Below are 15,681 nucleotides of genomic sequence, written 5' to 3' on the forward strand. Positions count from 1 at the left end.
CCTACCCCGCGCCGAGCGCGACGAAGGACCAGCCGGTGGCGGCCATGACGGGATCGGCGTCAAGGCTCCAGCGGGCGTCGCGCAGCGACTCGGCCAGCGTGGCTCCGTGCCGCAGCCGCTCGTGCAGGGCGAGCATCAGCGGCACCACCGCGCGGTCGTTGACCGGGACCACGCTGGCGACGATCCCCACGGTGCCGAGCGGGACCAGGCTCGAGGTGAGGCCGAGCAGCTCGTCGGCGCCGACCGGGGCCAGCAGCCCGGAGTCGCAGCTCGGCAGCACCAGCCGGTACGGCGCCCGGCGCAGCCGCTCGAGGTCGTGCACGGTCAGCGGCCCGTCGTCGAGTCGGAGCGAGGAGAACAGGGGGCTGTCGGCGCGGAAGCTCCCGTGGGCGGCGACGTGGGCGAGCCAGGCGCCGTCGATGGCGTCGAGCACGCGGGCCGCGGTGGCCCTGCCCCGGTCGAGCACGGTGACGCTGTCGTACTTCCCGGCCAGCGCGGGCACCTCGGCGCCGCCTGTGTCCAGGTCCGGCCCGACCACCAGGACCACGTCGCGGCCGGCGGGCGGCACGGCCCGCCGCGCGCGCAGCCAGACGTTGGCGGAGGGCGCGACGCTGAGCACGCGGTCCCGCAGCGAGGGCAGGAGCGCCCAGGGGACCGCGTGGAGCCGGCCGGGCGGGGCGACGACCACAGCACCGTCGCCCAGGTGCCGGCTGGCCGGCCCGAGGAACAGCTCCTCGAGCCGCCGGCCGGTCCCCTCGAGCAGGGCGAGCGTCGCCTCGGCCCGCTCCGCCGAACCGCTGTAGGCGAGCCGCCGCAGCCCGAACCGGGCGAACTCGACCTCGCGCTTGGCCTCGTCGGCACGACCCGCCGCGAACCTGCGCACCTTCCCCGCCCCGCAGACCAGGACGTGCAGGTCGCCGTCGACGTCGACGATCTCGACCAGCAGGGCTGGGCCGAGCTCCTCGAGCAGCGCCCCGACATCGAAGCGGCTGCCGGCGTGGTCGGCGGTGCCCGCGGTCCCGCGGGCCTGCATCACCCGGGTGCGGATGGCGTGCTCCAGCCGCCGCTGCTCCCGCTGGAGCGCGCCCGTCGGCGTGCCCTGGGCCCGCGCCTGCTCGAGGCGGCTGGTGACCTGGCGCACCGCGGTGAGGTCGGCCTGGAGCTGGTGGTCGTCGGGCGGGCGGACCGGCGGGACGGCCATGGCCGTCGCCCGCCAGCGCTCGCTCCAGGCGAGCAGGCGGCGGGCTGCCCCTGCCCGCACGGCCTGCCGCTGCGCGAGCGCTGCCAGCTCGGCTCCCTGCGCGGTGGCGAGCGCCCGCAGCTCCGAGGCGCCCAGGGTGAGCCGGTGCTCGTCGAGCAGGTCGAGCCCGCGCCGGCAGGCGTCCAGCACGCGGCGCGTGTCGCCGGCCGCCGCGGCCCGCAGCGCCGCCGCCAGCCACCCGGTGGCCCGTGACAGGGCCGGCCCGCGCCGCCGCATCCGCGCCGCGGCGGCGAGATGGCGGTCGGCGTCGGCCAGCCGGCCCAGGGTCAGCGCCGTCCGTCCCGCGAGCAGGTGCGCCCTGGGCGCCTCGCCGGAGCCGAGCGCCTCCAGGTGGGCGGCGGTCCGCCCGGCCCGGCCGAGCAGCCGGCCCGAGGCCATGCCGGCCGTGAAGCTGGCCTGGAGGAGCAGGAGGGTGGCGTGCGCGCGCCACCACTCCCGTTGCTGGCGGCCGAACAGGCGGTTGGCCGCCTGAGCACGCTCCAAGGCCGCCTGGGTGTCCGCGGCGGCAAGCGCGGCGCTCGCCGCGGTGAGCAGCAGCTCGGCCCGCTTCGTGGCCTGCCCGCGGATCTGTTCCAGGCCGCGGATGGCCGCGTCGGCCTCCTGCAGGGCTTCGCGGGGCAGGCCGGCGGCGAGGAGCACGGCGCACCGGTCGATGCTGAGGTCGGGCACTGCCGTGCCCAGGGACTCGTAGCGCCGGGCCGCCTCGTCCAGGTGGGCGAGCGCAACCGGCAGGTCGCCGGTACGGAAGGCGATGAACCCGCGGTTCTGCCTGGCCACGGCGGACTCGAGCTCCTGGCCGGCCGCGGCGAACAACCGCTCGGCCCGGACGACGTCGACGTCGGCGCGCTCGGGGGCCCCGAGCGCGAGGTGGACGAGCGCTCGGAACGTGCGTGCGCGTGCCTCCCAGACCGGGTCACCGGCGCGGGCGAGCAGGGTGACCGCGGGGCGCAGGTCGTCGAGCGCCTCCCGGTGTCGCCCGAGCACCATCATCATGGCGCCCCGCCGCGCCAGGACCTGACCGGCCAGCACGCCGTCGGCCTGCTGCACCGCGGCGTCCAGAGCCGCCAGCCCCGACCTGGTGCGACCGGCGAAGACCAGGGCGATCCCGAGCGTGGCGAGCACGTCCGCCTCGCGGCCGGGCGAGCCCGATGCACGCGCCAGGCTGCGGGCGGTGCGCAGCTCCCGGATGGCCGAGCCCACGTCGCCGAAGTCGCGCAGGACGATCCCCACGACCTGGTGGGCGACCGAGGCGTCGTACGGGCCAGGCCCTGCCGCCAGCACCGCGCGCGCCTGTGTCAGCGCTTCCCTGGGACGGGACAACGCGAGGGGCAGCAGCTCGAGCGGCGCGTGCGGTGCACGGGCGCCCCGGCCTTCTTCCCCGGCCACGTGATGGATGTTAGACCTTGCAGGTCCGCTCGTCTGCAACCTCTCACGGAGGGGAGAACATGGCTGTCGACAACGAGCCACCCGGGCGCTCGCCTACGAGGCTCGAGACCCAGGTCCGCCTGATCGTGGAGGGCCTGAGGCGATCAGAGCCTCCCAGGGAGGTCGACGTGGAACCGCCCGAGTGGCGGGAGAGGGACACCGTCGACTACCTGTACCAGCGCGACGCCATCCTGATCCGTGACGAGGACCTCGACCGGGTCCTGCCGCTGCTGGTGAACCCCGTCGTGCTCGACAGCCTCATCAACGGGCTGACCCTGCTGACGTTCCAGGGGGTGAGGGTGGACGGCGAGGAGCGGCGGGGCCTCACCGTCCCCCAGGTCCTCGCCGTGCTCGACGAGACCGTCGGCGTCGGCGTCATGACCCCCAACCACGTCGTTTCCATCACCCCGGGGGCGACCTACTGCCCGGCCACGGAGCCGGAGGAGACCAGCGCCACCGAGCCCGACCCGGGCGTCTGCCCAGGCCAGCAGGACGGCACCGGTGTGCTCGCGACCGTGGTGGACACCGGGTTGGTGCCTGAGGCGCCCGACCGGCACGCATGGCTTGCGGGGGTGGACGGGGTCGAGGACCCGATCCCCGCCAACCGCGAGATCCCGCCTTACGCCGGGCACGGGACCTTCATCGCCGGCGTGCTGCGCTGCATGGCGCCGGCCTCGGCGGTGTTCGTCGAGCGCGTGTTCAAGCAAGGGGGCGCGCTGCTCGAGTCGGACCTGGTCAAGGCGCTCGACAAGGCGCTGGACCGCACCCCCGACATCATCAGCCTCTCGGCCGGCACGAGGACCCGGTCCAACCTTCCGCTGCTCAGCTTCGAGGCCTTCTGGGAGCGGCGGCTCCGGCACTACAAGGGCGTCGTGCTGGTCGCCGCGGCCGGCAACGAGGGCGACCGCGGCCCGTTCTGGCCGGCGGCCTTCCCCTGGACGGTGTCGGTCGGCGCGCTCGCGGCCAACTGGCGCAGCCGCGCCTCCTTCAGCAACCACGGCGGCTGGGTCGACGTCTACGCGCCGGGTGAGGGGCTCGTCAACGCCTACGCGGAAGGGACCTTCGTCTGCCAGGAGCGGCCGCACAAGGGGGAGAAGCGGACGTTCCACGACATGGCCCGCTGGAGCGGCACGTCGTTCTCGACCCCGCTGGTCGCCGGCCTGATCGCCGCCCGCATGTCGCGGACGGGGGAGAACGGCAGGCAGGCGGCGGAGGCGCTGCTGGCCAGGGCCCATGCCCAGGCCCTTCCCGGCGTCGGCGCCGTCCTGCTCCCGTGCGACGACGGCGACGCCAACGGCGACGCCTGCGGCGGCGGTCACCCACCCGACCGCCGTGGGCACTGCCACCCCCACGGGCGGTGCCGCTGCTGAGCAGGTCACCAGAAGAAGTTCTGTCCGTAGCCCGAGCCCGATGATGCTCCTTCGAGCGTCGGCTGGTCGTCAGGGACCGGCCGGCGCGGCGCGCTCAGCGTCGCTGCGTTCCACGCAGAACTCGTTGCCTTCCGGATCCGCAAGGACCACCCAGCCGGCGCCGTCGGGCTTGCGGTGGTCGGCGACCAGGGCAGCGCCCAGGTCGAGGAGGCGGGCCACCTCCTCGTCACGGGTCCGCTGGGTCGGCACGACGTCCAGGTGGACGCGGTTCTTGACCGTCTTGGGCTCAGGCACGCCGATGAACAGCAGGTTGAGCCGGCCGTCCGGGGTGACCAGCAGCGCCTCGGGGTCGCCTGGCTGGTTGCCGTTGTCCGGGTCCTCCCGGTAGCCGGTGGCCTGGCGCCAGAAGCCGGCCAGGGCATAGGGGTCGGCGCAGTCGAAGGTGACGTTGCGGATGCGCAGCAGGCCGGTCACGGCGGCTGCGTCAGGACTTGCTGCGGGCATGTGGCCTCCAGGGCCGAAGGCTCCCACCCGCGGCGGACGGGCGCGCGCTAGCGGCTGCGGGCTGGGTCCGGGTGGGGTGGGAGCGTCGTGACCGATCGTGGTGGCATCGACGCCTCACCTCCTCGAGCTCCCCGGGCTGCCTGGTCTGATGCCGACGCCGAGGATGCCCGCACCGCGGAGGGGCTGTCAACCGGTTGTCGCCCGGTTGAGAGGCTGTCAACCGGCTGTCGCCGCGGTGGAGCCCGCCGGCAAGGACCCTCTGGCAAGGACCCTCTGGCAAGGACCCTCTGGCAAGGACCCTCTGGCAAGGACCTTCTGGCAAGGACCCTCTGGCAAGGACCCTCTGGCAAGGCGCGGCCCGGGATGCCTGGCGGATCCTGTGACGTTCCCGGGAGCCCGACGGGTCGGCCCCTCGTACCACTGGGGGACGCCACGGGCGATCCGTGCCAAGATGGCTCTGGCAGGAGAGCGAGCACATGCCGGGCCGGTGCGCGAGCCGGCCGGGCGCGCCCGAGCGGGGAGGGATGGGCATGGTGTGGTTCCTGATCGTGCTGGTCGTGATGGGCCTGGTGATCGGCCTGTTGGCGCGGCTGCTGGTGCCCGGGCGGGACCCTCTGAGCCTGCCGGCGACGATGGCTCTCGGGATCGCCGGCACCCTGATCTCGGGGTTCATCGGCCGCGCCTTCTTCGGCGCCGACGGCAGGTTCGGGTCGTGGCTGTTCGCGCTGGTCATCACGATCGTGCTCGTGCTGCTGGTGCGGCGCCTGGCCGCGCGCCGAACCGGCTGGTGACGACCTGGAGCCTCGGCCGCATCGTCATGGTGGTCAAGCCGTCCGGCCTTGTCTCGGGCGCGGCGGTGGCGCTCTGCTGCGTTGCCGGGGCGGCCACCGCAAGACTGCCGTTGGACCCGAAGGGATTGGCGCCGAGGAGGAGGAGGAGGAGGTACGGACGGTCGTCTCAGCCGAGGACACGCGCCACCTCCTCCCCGTTTGGCTGGTCGGCAGAGGTGGCTACTGGCCGCCGATCATGATTGACGGCTCCGGCGCCGCGCCTGCTCTCTCGAACAGCTCCGGGTCGGGCTCGGGCAGGGCCATGGCGCCCGCGCCAGCATGGGGCCGTGGCCGCCGGCGGGAGAACCGTCCCGCGCCGCCACCCCGCCCGCGGTACACCAGCAACCCGTTGACCGGATCCGGGACCGCATCCAGCGCCGCCCGCACGCTGGGCAGGTTGCGGAACAACTCCCACTGCGCGTCGTCGCGGAAGGCAACCTCGAACACCACACCCCAGCGGTGCTGGTGCCAGGCCCAGTCGACCGCGCCATTCGAGATCGCCGACTCGATCAGCGACGAGCTATGGGCATCCTGCCACCGGGCCGCCGACAACGTCCCGTGGAACACCTCAACCGACCACCACTCCATGGTCCTTACGGTAGCCCGTGGCCTTTGGCTGCACCAGGGGGGTGTTGGTGCGCCCGGCTGCTTGAGAGCTCGCGGACCCTGCAGCGGATCGGGGTGAGCTTGTACTCGCGGGTGCTGCTCGGCGCCACGTCGGCCGGGACCCATCGGGACCTGGCGGATGGCAGACTCTCGGCATGGACGATGACCTCGATGCGTTGCTCGGCGAGCAGATCGCCTACTACCGGGCGCGCGCACCCGAGTACGACGAGGAATACGTCGGTCGAGCGTCGTGGGACAGGTTCATCGACGAGCTGCCGATCACCGGGGACATCCTTGAGCTGGCGTGCGGCACAGGACGGTGGACGCCGCTGCTCGCCCGCCGCGCCCGGTCCGTGACCGCCGTCGACGCCGCACCGGAGATGCTTGCGCTGGCAGGCCAGCGAGTCAGGGATCTGCCGGTCGAGCTGGTGGCGGCCGATGTGTTCGGCTGGCAGCCGCCGCGCCGCTACGACACGGTGTTCTTCGCATTCTGGCTGTCACATGTGCCACCCGCGCGGTTCGCCGCGTTCTGGTCCACGGTCAGCGCGGCGCTGGCACCGGGCGGACGGGCCTGCTTCCTCGACACCAGCAACCGTGTGCGAGCAGTCGAAACCGTGCTGCCCGGCCAGCCGGCGCCCACCGTCCGCCGCCGCCTTCGCGACGGCAGCGAGTACCGGGCGGTCAAGGTCTTCTACGGGCCTGCGGACCTTGCGGCCAGGCTTGCTGCGGTGGGCTGGTCGGCAAGCATCCGTGAGGTTGGGGTCGCCCTGCTTGTCGGCGCTGCCCATCCGCGCAGCGGTTGACGCTTCGTGGGGCACTCGCGCTTCACGGTGGGCGACAGCGGCTGGGTGATCAGTGTGGCAGCGGTCCTTCCCCGACTGCCATGAGCGCTCCGACTGCTCCGGCTGAGAGCAGGGTCAGCACCACTCCGCGTCGCAGCAGCAGCAGGAGGGCGGCGGCTGCGGCGAGGACGGCGTACTGCCAGGGTTCGGCGAGCGCGCGCGCGAGTGGGATCGCGGAGCCAAGGATCGCGCCAACGGCCGCCGGGCCGGCACCGTCGAGGAATGCGCGCGCCCGCCGGTCGCTGCGGAGGCGGTCGAAGCGATGTCCGCCGAGGAGGATGAACGCGAACGACGGGGCGAAGGCGAAGACGGCCGCGAGGAGGCCGCCGCCGAGACCTGCAGCCGCGTAGCCGACCGCGGCGACGGTCTGCACGACCGGGCCGGGGGTGATCTGGCCGAGTGCGACCGCGTTCAGGAACTGGCCGCCATTCATCCAGTGGTAGTGGTTGACGGCGTCTGCCTGCATCAGTGGGACGATCACGAAGCCGCCGCCGTAGGAGAGCGCGCCGACCTTGAACGCGACCCAGGCGAGCGGAAGCAGCGCGCCGCCCCCGATCGTGCCAGCTGCCAGTAGCGGGATCGGCGCGGTACCGGCAGCGTTCGTGCCGGCTCGGCGGACGCGCCGCGTGACCAGCTCGAGGGCGCCACAGCCGAGCAGGACGAGCACCAGCAGCGGGCCGACGGTCGCGGTCGCCACGCCTCCGGCGGCGAGGTAGAGCAGCCACCGGGACCGGCTGGCGCGCTGCACCCGTCGCCAACTGGCAGATGCCAGCCTCGAACCGGCCTGCACGGCGACAGCGGCGACAGCGGCGCCCGCGCCCGCGCCGGCCCCCCTCACCCAGCGCGGCGGCGACCCTGCGAGGAACAGCGCGGCCAACGCGAGGATCAGGACCAGGCCGGGGACGATGAACGCGACTCCGCCAACCAGCGAGGCGGAGCGGCCGCGGACCCGCCAGGCGCAGAAGATCGCAAGCTGGGTGGAGGCCGGACCGGGAAGCAGGTTGCAGGCGGCGACCGCGTCCTCGAACTCCTGGGCGCTCAGCCACTGCTTCCGCTCGACGCACAGCTCGCGCAGTAGCGCGATGTGCGTCGGCGGCCCGCCAAACCCGATGCAGCCGATCCGGCCCCACTCCCGCAGCACGGCGAGCAGACCGGGCCGTGGCTGCACCGACATGCCCTCTGCCGGTGTTCCCGATGTCACTCGCGGCTTCCCTCTCGACCGCCCTCCACAGGGCTAGCCCAATCCTGGTCCGTCCACCGAGGCCGTCACGGGCCGCTGTGCCCGAGGCGAGCCGGGCTCTGGGACGGCCGCGCCCGGACCGCATGCTACGTTGAGTCCGATTCCGCCCGGTATCCGGGCGGGACCGGGTCGAGCATGGCAGGGGGTACGGGTGCGCCGAGGGCTCGCGCTCGTCGCGGTCGTGCTGCTCGCCGCGAGCGCCGCGGCATGGTGGGACGGCCAGGTCCGGGCCTCCCGGCCCGCGGGCCTCGACGCTCGGGCCGCGTCCCGGAGCCGGCCGGCACCCGGGCCGCCCGTACCCTCGGCCGGGTCGCTGCCCGCGCGCACGGCACCCGCGCTGCCCGTGCCCAAAGCACCCGCGTCGCCCGTGCCCACGGCACCCGGGCCGCCCGTGCCCGGGGCCTCGTCGCTCCCTGCGCCGCCCGGAGCCGCGCAGCCGCCGGGGCCGCCCGGCTGGTGTGGTACTGCCGCCCCGCTCACTGCCGTCCCCGACCCCGCCACCGCGCGGACCTTCGACCGCGCCGGCGACCCCGGGCCCGGCTGGATCGGCGGTGACGGCAGCTACCCGGTCCGCCTGCCCGACGGGCGCACCGCCTGGTTGTTCGGGGACTCGTTCATCGGTGCCGAGGCGGCCCGCCCTGGCCCGGCCTCCCGAGCCGGCCCCCGGTCCACCCTGCCGGCGCGGCCGGGGCTGGTCCGGAATGCCGTCGTGGTGCAGGACGGCACCCGGCTGACCACCCTGCTCGGCCCGGCCGACCCGGCCTCAGGCAAGCCTCGGGCGCTGCTCCGCCCCGGCGGCGAGCCTGGGGCCTGGTACTGGCCGGCCGGCGGGTTCGTGGAGGACGGCCGGCTCCGGGTGCTCGTGCACGAGTTCCGGCCGGGCGCAGAGCCGGACGGCTTCGAGTGGACCGGACGGAACCGCATCGTCACGCTCGGCCTGCCCAGCCTGGCCCAGCTCGGGGACGCCCCCCTGTACGGCCGGGCCTCGGGCTCCGAGGTGCAGTGGGGGGTGGCCGTGCTCGAGGAGGCGGACTATACCTACCTCTACGGGGTACGGGACCTCGGCGGCCCGTTCCACGTAAAGCACACCCACCTGGCTCGCTTCCCGCACGGCGGCTCGCACGGGTTCTGGCGGTTCTGGGACGGCGCGGGCTGGTCGCCCAGCCCCTCGGCGTCGGCGGCCCTGGTGGGCGTGCCCGGCCCGGGCGGGCCGGTCCCCCTGACCGGGATTGCGGGGAGCGTGGTCAAGCTGGGTGCCGGCTACGTCCTGCTCGCCATCCCCGACTTCGGCACCGCGATCGAGGCGCGCCGCTCGTGCAGCCCGGTGGGGCCGTGGGGGCCGCCGCGGCGGCTCTACGACATCCCGGAGCTGCGCCGGCCGAGTGGCGAGCGGGCCTACCTGGCCCGCGCCTACCCCGACGGCGACAGCCTGCTCGTCGCCTACAGCCTCGGCCCCGGGGGTCCTGGCGGGGACTTCGCGCGGGCCAGCCACTACCGGCCGCGGTACCTCCGGGTCCGGGCCAGTCAGGGGCTGCGGCCCGGGGCCGGCACCGGGTAGCCGGCGGCGCACGCGACCACTCTGCCCCGGTGTCGATCACTTCCCGTGTCGATCACTCCCGGTGTCGATCGCCAGCAGTGTCGGCCACCACGGGTGTCGGCCACCACGGGTGTCGGCCACCAGGGGTGCCGGCCACCACGACGGTCGCGACGGGCATCCCCCCGGCGGCGGCGGGCCCGCGGGCGGCCCTGGTCAGGGGATGGGGAGGTCGCCGAAGGCGTCGCGGATCTTCTGGCGCTCGCGCTGGCGCGGCTGGGTCTCGCCACCTGTGGGAGCTGGTGCACGTGCTGTTCGAGCAGCCCGGCCTGCTCGAACCGGGGGGACGCCGATGAGCGACACGTACTGCGGGCGGGACGGCAGCCCGAAGAACGCCAGCCTGCTCGACCCCGGGGGACGCCGATGAGCGACCAGTTCCTGCTGCCGATGGCGTCCGCGCCGGCCCGGTCGCTGCCCGAGTGTCACGGCGAGGTCTGCGTCACCTGCTCGGGCGAGGCGGTGGCGGTGCGGGTGGTCGAGCTGCTCGCCGACGACCTCGCCACGGTGGACACCGGCTCGGGCCTGGAGGAGGTCAGCGTCGCGCTGGTCGACGCCGGCGTGGGCGACACCGTGCTCGTCCACGCCAAGGAGGCCATCGCGGTGGTGCGGCCGTGACCGCGGCGGCCGGGCGGCCGGGCCCGCCGCCGGGGGCCCGGCCGGGCCCGCCGCCGGGGGCGGGCGGGGGCCAGGGCCAGCCGGCAGCGGGCCAGGGCCCGGACGCGGGGATGGAGTCGCTCTACCCGTTCCTGTATGCCGGCAGCGGCGACCTCGACGCCGTCCTGGAGGAGATCCGCCGCTCCACGGTGGCGAAGGCCGGCGAGATCGTGGCCCTGCGCGAGCTGGTGCTCGACCGGGAACGCGACCACCTGGTGGCCTGCGCGGAGGCGATGGCGCGGCGTTTCGCCGCCGGTGGCCGGCTCTTCGCCTTCGGCAACGGCGGCAGCGCCACCGACGCCCAGGACCTGGTCGCGCTCTTCCTCAACCCGCCAGCGGGGCCTGGCCCCGGCGGCCTGGAGCGAGCCGGGCCTGGTCAGCTGGAGCGCGCGAGGCCTCTGCCGGCCCTGTCGCTCACCAGCGACGTCGCCACGTTGACCGCGCTCGCCAACGACATCGGGTTCGAGGTCGTGTTCGCCAGGCAGCTGGCGGCGTTCGCCCGCCCCGGCGACGTCGCGGTCGGCCTGTCCACCAGCGGCAACTCCGACAACCTGGTGCGGGCGTTCGACGAGGCGGCCAGGCGGGGCCTGCTCACCGTGGGGCTGGCCGGCTACGAGGGCGGGAGGATGGCCGAGCTCGACACGATCGACTACCTGTTCGTCGTGCCGTCGGCGTCGGTCCACCGCATCCAGGAGGCCCAGACGACCGTGTACCACGTGCTGTGGGAACTGACCCAGGCCCAGCTCGAGGAGATGGGTGACGGTGTGAGCGCGTCCCGCCGGGCGGCCCGGCGCTCACCAGCGCGGCCCGGCTGAGACCAGCCGAGGCGGAGGAGCTTGGCACGACCAGGGTCGGCAACCAGGAGTCGGCAACCAGGAAGGGTGAGTGCCATGGCGCAGACGGCCACCGAGGCAGCTGGCACCAAGCAGGAAGAGGAAGTCCTCCACATCTTGTGGATCAACGCCGGGTTGAGCTGCGACGGCGACTCGGTGGCGCACACGGCCGCGACCCAGCCGAGCATCGAGGAGATCGCGCTCGGCGCGCTCCCGGGCCTGCCCAAGGTCGCGGTCCACTGGCCCCTGATCGACTACGAGTCCGGGCCGGAGCGCGGCCCCGACAGCTTCATCGAGTGGTTCCACCGGGCCGACCGGGGCGAGCTGGAACCGTTCGTGTTGGTGGTGGAGGGCTCGATCCCCAACGAGGCGATCAAGCGCGAGGGCTACTGGTGCGGGTTCGGCAACAACCCCGAGACCGGCCAGCCCATGACCACCAGCGAGTGGCTCGACCGGCTGACTCCGAAGGCGCTGGCGGTGGTCGCGGCGGGCACCTGCGCGACCTACGGCGGCATCCACGCCATGGCGGGGAACCCGACCGGCGCCATGGGCGTGCCCGACTACCTCGGGTGGGGCTGGAAGTCCAAGGCGGGCGTGCCCATCGTGTGCGTGCCCGGCTGCCCGATCCAGCCCGACAACCTCTCCGAGACATTGCTCTATCTGCTCTACCAGGTGGCCGGCCAGGCCCCGATGATCCCCCTCGACGAGGCGCTGCGGCCCACCTGGCTGTTCGGCGCCACCGTGCGCGAGGGCTGCGACCGGGCCGGCTACTACGAGCAGGGTGAGTTCGCCAGCGAGTACGGGGACCCGAGGTGCCTGGTGAAGCTCGGCTGCTGGGGCCCGGTGGTGAAGTGCAACGTGCCCAAGCGGGGCTGGATGAACGGCGTCGGCGGGTGCCCCAACGTCGGCGGCATCTGCATCGCGTGCACCATGCCCGGGTTCCCGGACAAGTTCATGCCGTTCATGGACGAGCCCCCCGGGAGCAAGGTCTCGACCACGGCCAGCGGCCTGTACGGCTCGGTGATCCGCACGCTCCGCAAGGTGACGCTCAAGACAGTGGACGAGGAGCCCAAGTGGCGCAAGGCGGGCCAGGAGCTGGCAACCGGCTACCAGGCCCCGTGGTGAGCGCGGCGGGGCGCCGCGCCCCGTGGTGAGCGCGGCGGGGCGCCGCGACGACGGCACCGGCTTCGAGCGAAAGGCGTGAACGGCGATGGCGGTCGGAGAGACAGAGGTAGGCGGGCAGGCGAAGGGCAAGGGCAGCGGTGACGGCCTGGTCGAGATGGCCTGGGATCCCATCACCAGGATCGTCGGCAGCCTCGGGATCTACACCAAGATCGACTTCGCAGCCAAGCGGGTCGCCGAGTGCTACTCGACGTCGTCGATCTTCCGCGGCTACAGCATCTTCATGAAGGGCAAGGACCCGCGCGACGCGCACTTCATCACCAGCCGGATCTGCGGGATCTGCGGCGACAACCATGCCACTTGCTCGGTCTACAACCAGAACATGGCCTACGGGGTGCGCCCGCCCCACATCGGCGAGTGGATCATCAACCTCGGCGAGGCGGCCGAGTACATGTTCGACCACAACATCTTCCAGGAGAACCTGGTCGGGGTGGACTTCTGCGAGCGGATGGTGCGTGAGACCAACCCCGGCGTGCTCGAGCTGGCCGAGCGGACCGAGGCGCCCCACGCGGCCGACCACGGCTACCGGACCATCGCCGACATCATGCGCTCCCTGAACCCGCTCGAGGGCGAGTTCTACCGGGAGGCCCTGCAGATGAGCCGCACCACCCGGGAGATGTTCTGCCTCATGGAGGGCAGGCACATCCACCCGTCCACCCTGTACCCAGGCGGCGTGGGCACGGTCGCGACGGTGCAGCTGTTCACCGACTACCTCAGCCGGCTGTCCCGCTACGCGGAGTTCATGAAGCGGGTCGTGCCGATGCACGACGACCTGTTCGACTTCTTCTACGAGGCCCTACCCGGCTACGAGGAGGTCGGGCGCAGGCGCGTGATGCTCGGCTGCTGGGGCAGCCTCAACGACCCCGAGCACTGCAACTTCGACTACCGCGACATGACCAACTGGGGCCGCAAGATGTTCGTCACCCCCGGGATCGTGGTCGACGGCGAGCTGGTCACCACCGACCTCGTGGACATCAACCTGGGCATCAGGATCCTGCTCGGGAGCTCGTTCTACGAGGACTGGGAGGGCCAGGAGACGTTCGTCTCCCGCGACCCTCTGGGCAACCCGGTCGACCGGCGCCACCCCTGGAACCAGCACACCATCCCCAAGCCGCAGAAGCGCGACTTCGACGGCAACTACTCCTGGGTGATGTCGCCGCGCTGGTTCGACGGCAAGGACCACCTGGCCCTGGACACCGGCGGCGGGCCGATCGCCCGGCTCTGGGCGACCGCCCTGGCCGGCCTGGTCGACATCGGCTACATCAAGGCCACCGGGTCGAGCGTCGTCATCAACCTGCCGAGGACGATGACCAAGCCCGAGGCCACCTTCGAGTGGAAGATCCCCAAGTGGTCCAACGCGCTCGAGCGCGACCGGGCCCGGACCTACTTCCAGGCGTACGCGTGCGCGGCCGCCTACCACTTCGCGCAGCAGGCCATGACAGAGCTCCGCAAGGGGAACACCAAGACCTGGACGCCGTTCACCGTCCCGGAGGAGTCGGTGAGCGTCGGGTTCACCGAGGCGGTGCGCGGGGTACTCTCCCACCACATGGTCGTGCGGGGCGGCAAGATCGCCAACTACCACCCCTACCCGCCGACCCCTTGGAACGCCAGCGTCAGGGACGTCCTCGGGACGCCAGGCCCCTATGAGGACGCGGTGCAGAACACGCCGATCTTCGAGGAGAACCCGCCCGAGCGCTTCAAGGGCATCGACATCATGCGCACGGTCCGCAGCTTCGACCCGTGCCTGCCCTGCGGGGTCCACATGTACCTCGGCAACGGCAGGGTCGTGAAGAAGCTGCACTCGCCGACCATGCTGAACAATCCCTAGGCCGGAACCCCGACGGCCGGGGAGCCTCCGCTCCCCTGGCCGCCCCTTCTCAAGGCGGGAACATGGCGCAGGATCAACCCGGGGCGCAGCGCGCGGGGCGCAACCTCCGTGAGGTCGGGTCCCGCATCGAGCAGCTGCTCGACGAGCTGGGCTCGGTGGACCCGTCCGTGAAGGCCAGGGCCGAGGAGCTGGTCCGGCTGCTGGTGGAGCTGTACGGCGCCGGCCTCGCGCGGGTGGTCGAGCTCACCCGCGAGCAGGAGCCGGCCAGGGCCGAGCTGCTCGGTCGCATGGCCGCCGACCCGCTCGTCGAGAGCCTGCTCGTGCTGCACGGCCTGCACCCGGAGCCGGTGGAGGCACGCATCCGGCAGGCCCTGGATCAGGTGCGCCCCTACCTCGGGTCCCACGCTGGCGGCGTGGAGTTCCTCGGGGTCGATGCCCAGGGCGTGGTCCGCCTCCGGCTCGAGGGGAGCTGCCACGGCTGCCCCTCGTCCACGGTCACCGTGAAGCTCGCCATCGAGCGGGCCGTGGAGGAGGCCGCGCCCGAGGTGACCAGGATCGACGTGGAGGGCCTGACGGCCGCACCCGCCCCTCCCAACATGATCCCAGCCGAGTCACTGTTCCGGGACCGGGACCGGGACCGGGACCGGGGCGGGAACGGGGACGGGGACCGGGGCGGGGACAGAGACAGGAGCCGGGACAGGGACCGAGATGAGGACAGAGGCAGAGACAGGGGCCAAGACGGGGACGGGGACAGGGGCCAAGACGGGGACGGGGACAGGGGCCGGGACCTGGACCTGGACAGGGGCCGGGACCGGCCAGGGGCCACCGTGGCGGGCGGCTGGGTCGCGCTCGAGGGGCTCGGCACCACGCCGCCCGGCGAGCTGCGGGAGGTCGAGGCCGCGGGGGAGGAGCGGCGGGGAGGCCGAGAACGGGGCGCCGGCATGAGCGAGCTGGTCTTCGAGTGCCTGGACGCCCGGCCCGAGCGGTACGCGGCAGTCCCGACCATGGTGCTCAGGCTCAGGCTCTCGGAGGTGACCGGAGAACGCGTCCACGCGGTCGCGCTGCGCTGCCAGATCCGGATCGAGCCGTACCTGCGCCGCTACGGGCCGCAGGAGGCCGAGCGGCTGGCCGACCTGTTCGGCGAGACGAGCCGGTGGAGCGACACCCTCAAGCCCCTGCAGTTCACCAACCTGTCGCTGATGGTCCAGGGGTTCTCGGGCAGCACCGAGGTCGACCTGCCCGTGCCCTGCACCTACGACTTCGAGGTGGTGTCCGCGAAGTACCTGCACTCCCTCGACGACGGCGAGGTCCCGCTCCTGCTGCTGTTCAGCGGCACGGTGTTCCTGCGCGGGGAGACCGGGTTCTCGGTCGAGCAGGTGCCGTGGCACAAGGAGGCCACCTTCCGCCTGCCGGTCCGGGTGTGGCGCGAGACCATGGACCTGTACTTCCCCAACAGCGCCTGGATCCGCCTGCGGCGCGACAGCCTCGACGCACTGCGGCGGTTCCAGACCC

Annotated in this window: 13 protein-coding genes; 9 read left to right on the plus strand and 4 right to left on the minus strand. The window is 73.3% G+C overall.

All coding sequences use genetic code 11. The annotated features are described in order from the left end of the window. Position 1 precedes the first annotated feature (1 nt). Entirely contained in the window at positions 2 to 2,647 is a 2,646-nt protein-coding gene (locus VG276_27540; GenBank protein HEV8653041.1) for a CHAT domain-containing tetratricopeptide repeat protein, read from the minus strand. 59 nt (positions 2,648 to 2,706) lie between these two features. Here VG276_27540 and VG276_27545 point away from each other — a divergent pair, with 59 nt between their 5' ends. Further along, positions 2,707 to 4,056 carry a S8/S53 family peptidase gene (locus tag VG276_27545; protein HEV8653042.1) on the plus strand — a complete coding sequence of 450 codons (1,350 nt, stop codon included), beginning with the start codon at positions 2,707 to 2,709 and terminating at the stop codon, positions 4,054 to 4,056. A gap of 69 nt (positions 4,057 to 4,125) precedes the next feature. Here the strand turns inward: VG276_27545 and VG276_27550 are convergent, their stop codons facing one another. Further along, a complete protein-coding gene (locus VG276_27550) occupies positions 4,126 to 4,560 on the minus strand; it encodes a VOC family protein (GenBank protein ID HEV8653043.1) in 435 nt (144 codons plus the stop codon). Positions 4,561 to 5,090: 530 nt separating this feature from the next. On the opposite strand from VG276_27550, the gene VG276_27555 reads away from it, so the two are divergent. Then, a complete protein-coding gene (locus tag VG276_27555) occupies positions 5,091 to 5,351 on the plus strand; it encodes a GlsB/YeaQ/YmgE family stress response membrane protein (GenBank protein HEV8653044.1) in 261 nt (86 codons plus the stop codon). 219 nt (positions 5,352 to 5,570) lie between these two features. Here VG276_27555 and VG276_27560 read toward each other — a convergent pair whose 3' ends face one another. Next, the gene (locus VG276_27560) at positions 5,571 to 5,978 is read right to left on the minus strand and encodes a hypothetical protein (protein ID HEV8653045.1); all 408 of its coding nucleotides are present in this window, start codon (positions 5,976 to 5,978) and stop codon (positions 5,571 to 5,573) included. Positions 5,979 to 6,151: 173 nt separating this feature from the next. Here VG276_27560 and VG276_27565 point away from each other — a divergent pair, with 173 nt between their 5' ends. Then, a complete protein-coding gene (locus VG276_27565) occupies positions 6,152 to 6,799 on the plus strand; it encodes a class I SAM-dependent methyltransferase (GenBank protein ID HEV8653046.1) in 648 nt (215 codons plus the stop codon). A 49-nt stretch (positions 6,800 to 6,848) separates the two neighbouring features. On the opposite strand, the gene chrA is transcribed toward VG276_27565, so the two are convergent. Next, a complete protein-coding gene (chrA, locus tag VG276_27570) occupies positions 6,849 to 8,012 on the minus strand; it encodes a chromate efflux transporter (protein ID HEV8653047.1) in 1,164 nt (387 codons plus the stop codon). A gap of 217 nt (positions 8,013 to 8,229) precedes the next feature. On the opposite strand from chrA, the gene VG276_27575 reads away from it, so the two are divergent. The 6 genes from VG276_27575 to VG276_27600 all read left to right on the plus strand — a co-directional run. Then, positions 8,230 to 9,636, plus strand: coding sequence for a hypothetical protein (locus VG276_27575; protein ID HEV8653048.1), 1,407 nt, complete (start codon positions 8,230 to 8,232; stop codon positions 9,634 to 9,636). Positions 9,637 to 10,059: 423 nt separating this feature from the next. Continuing rightward, the gene (locus VG276_27580) at positions 10,060 to 10,287 is read left to right on the plus strand and encodes a HypC/HybG/HupF family hydrogenase formation chaperone (protein HEV8653049.1); all 228 of its coding nucleotides are present in this window, start codon (positions 10,060 to 10,062) and stop codon (positions 10,285 to 10,287) included. Between the two features lie 110 nt (positions 10,288 to 10,397). Continuing rightward, positions 10,398 to 11,141, plus strand: coding sequence for an SIS domain-containing protein (locus tag VG276_27585; protein HEV8653050.1), 744 nt, complete (start codon positions 10,398 to 10,400; stop codon positions 11,139 to 11,141). Between the two features lie 75 nt (positions 11,142 to 11,216). After that, positions 11,217 to 12,284: a hydrogenase expression protein HypE gene (locus VG276_27590; GenBank protein HEV8653051.1), complete on the plus strand. Its 1,068-nt coding sequence runs from the start codon at positions 11,217 to 11,219 to the stop codon at positions 12,282 to 12,284. 85 nt (positions 12,285 to 12,369) lie between these two features. Beyond that, a complete protein-coding gene (locus VG276_27595; protein ID HEV8653052.1) occupies positions 12,370 to 14,169 on the plus strand; it encodes a nickel-dependent hydrogenase large subunit in 1,800 nt (599 codons plus the stop codon). 62 nt (positions 14,170 to 14,231) lie between these two features. Beyond that, the coding region (locus VG276_27600; GenBank protein HEV8653053.1) for a DUF6084 family protein at positions 14,232 to 15,681 on the plus strand (1,450 nt) is incomplete at its 3' end.

It is taken from the genome of Actinomycetes bacterium (genome assembly GCA_036000965.1).
Classification (GTDB): domain Bacteria; phylum Actinomycetota; class CALGFH01; order CALGFH01; family CALGFH01; genus DASYUT01.

Bases quoted from the DNA above. Each gene is read 5' to 3' on its own strand.
- VG276_27555 (HEV8653044.1), top strand. From the start codon at position 5,091: ATGGTGTGGTTCCTGATCGTGCTGGTCGTGATGGGCCTGGTGATCGGC.
- VG276_27550 (HEV8653043.1), bottom strand. From the start codon at position 4,560: ATGCCCGCAGCAAGTCCTGACGCAGCCGCCGTGACCGGCCTGCTGCGC.
- chrA (HEV8653047.1), bottom strand. From the start codon at position 8,012: ATGTCGGTGCAGCCACGGCCCGGTCTGCTCGCCGTGCTGCGGGAGTGG.
- VG276_27585 (HEV8653050.1), top strand. From the start codon at position 10,398: ATGGAGTCGCTCTACCCGTTCCTGTATGCCGGCAGCGGCGACCTCGAC.
- VG276_27565 (HEV8653046.1), top strand. From the start codon at position 6,152: ATGGACGATGACCTCGATGCGTTGCTCGGCGAGCAGATCGCCTACTAC.
- VG276_27595 (HEV8653052.1), top strand. From the start codon at position 12,370: ATGGCGGTCGGAGAGACAGAGGTAGGCGGGCAGGCGAAGGGCAAGGGC.
- VG276_27560 (HEV8653045.1), bottom strand. From the start codon at position 5,978: ATGGAGTGGTGGTCGGTTGAGGTGTTCCACGGGACGTTGTCGGCGGCC.
- VG276_27590 (HEV8653051.1), top strand. From the start codon at position 11,217: ATGGCGCAGACGGCCACCGAGGCAGCTGGCACCAAGCAGGAAGAGGAA.
- VG276_27545 (HEV8653042.1), top strand. From the start codon at position 2,707: ATGGCTGTCGACAACGAGCCACCCGGGCGCTCGCCTACGAGGCTCGAG.
- VG276_27580 (HEV8653049.1), top strand. From the start codon at position 10,060: ATGGCGTCCGCGCCGGCCCGGTCGCTGCCCGAGTGTCACGGCGAGGTC.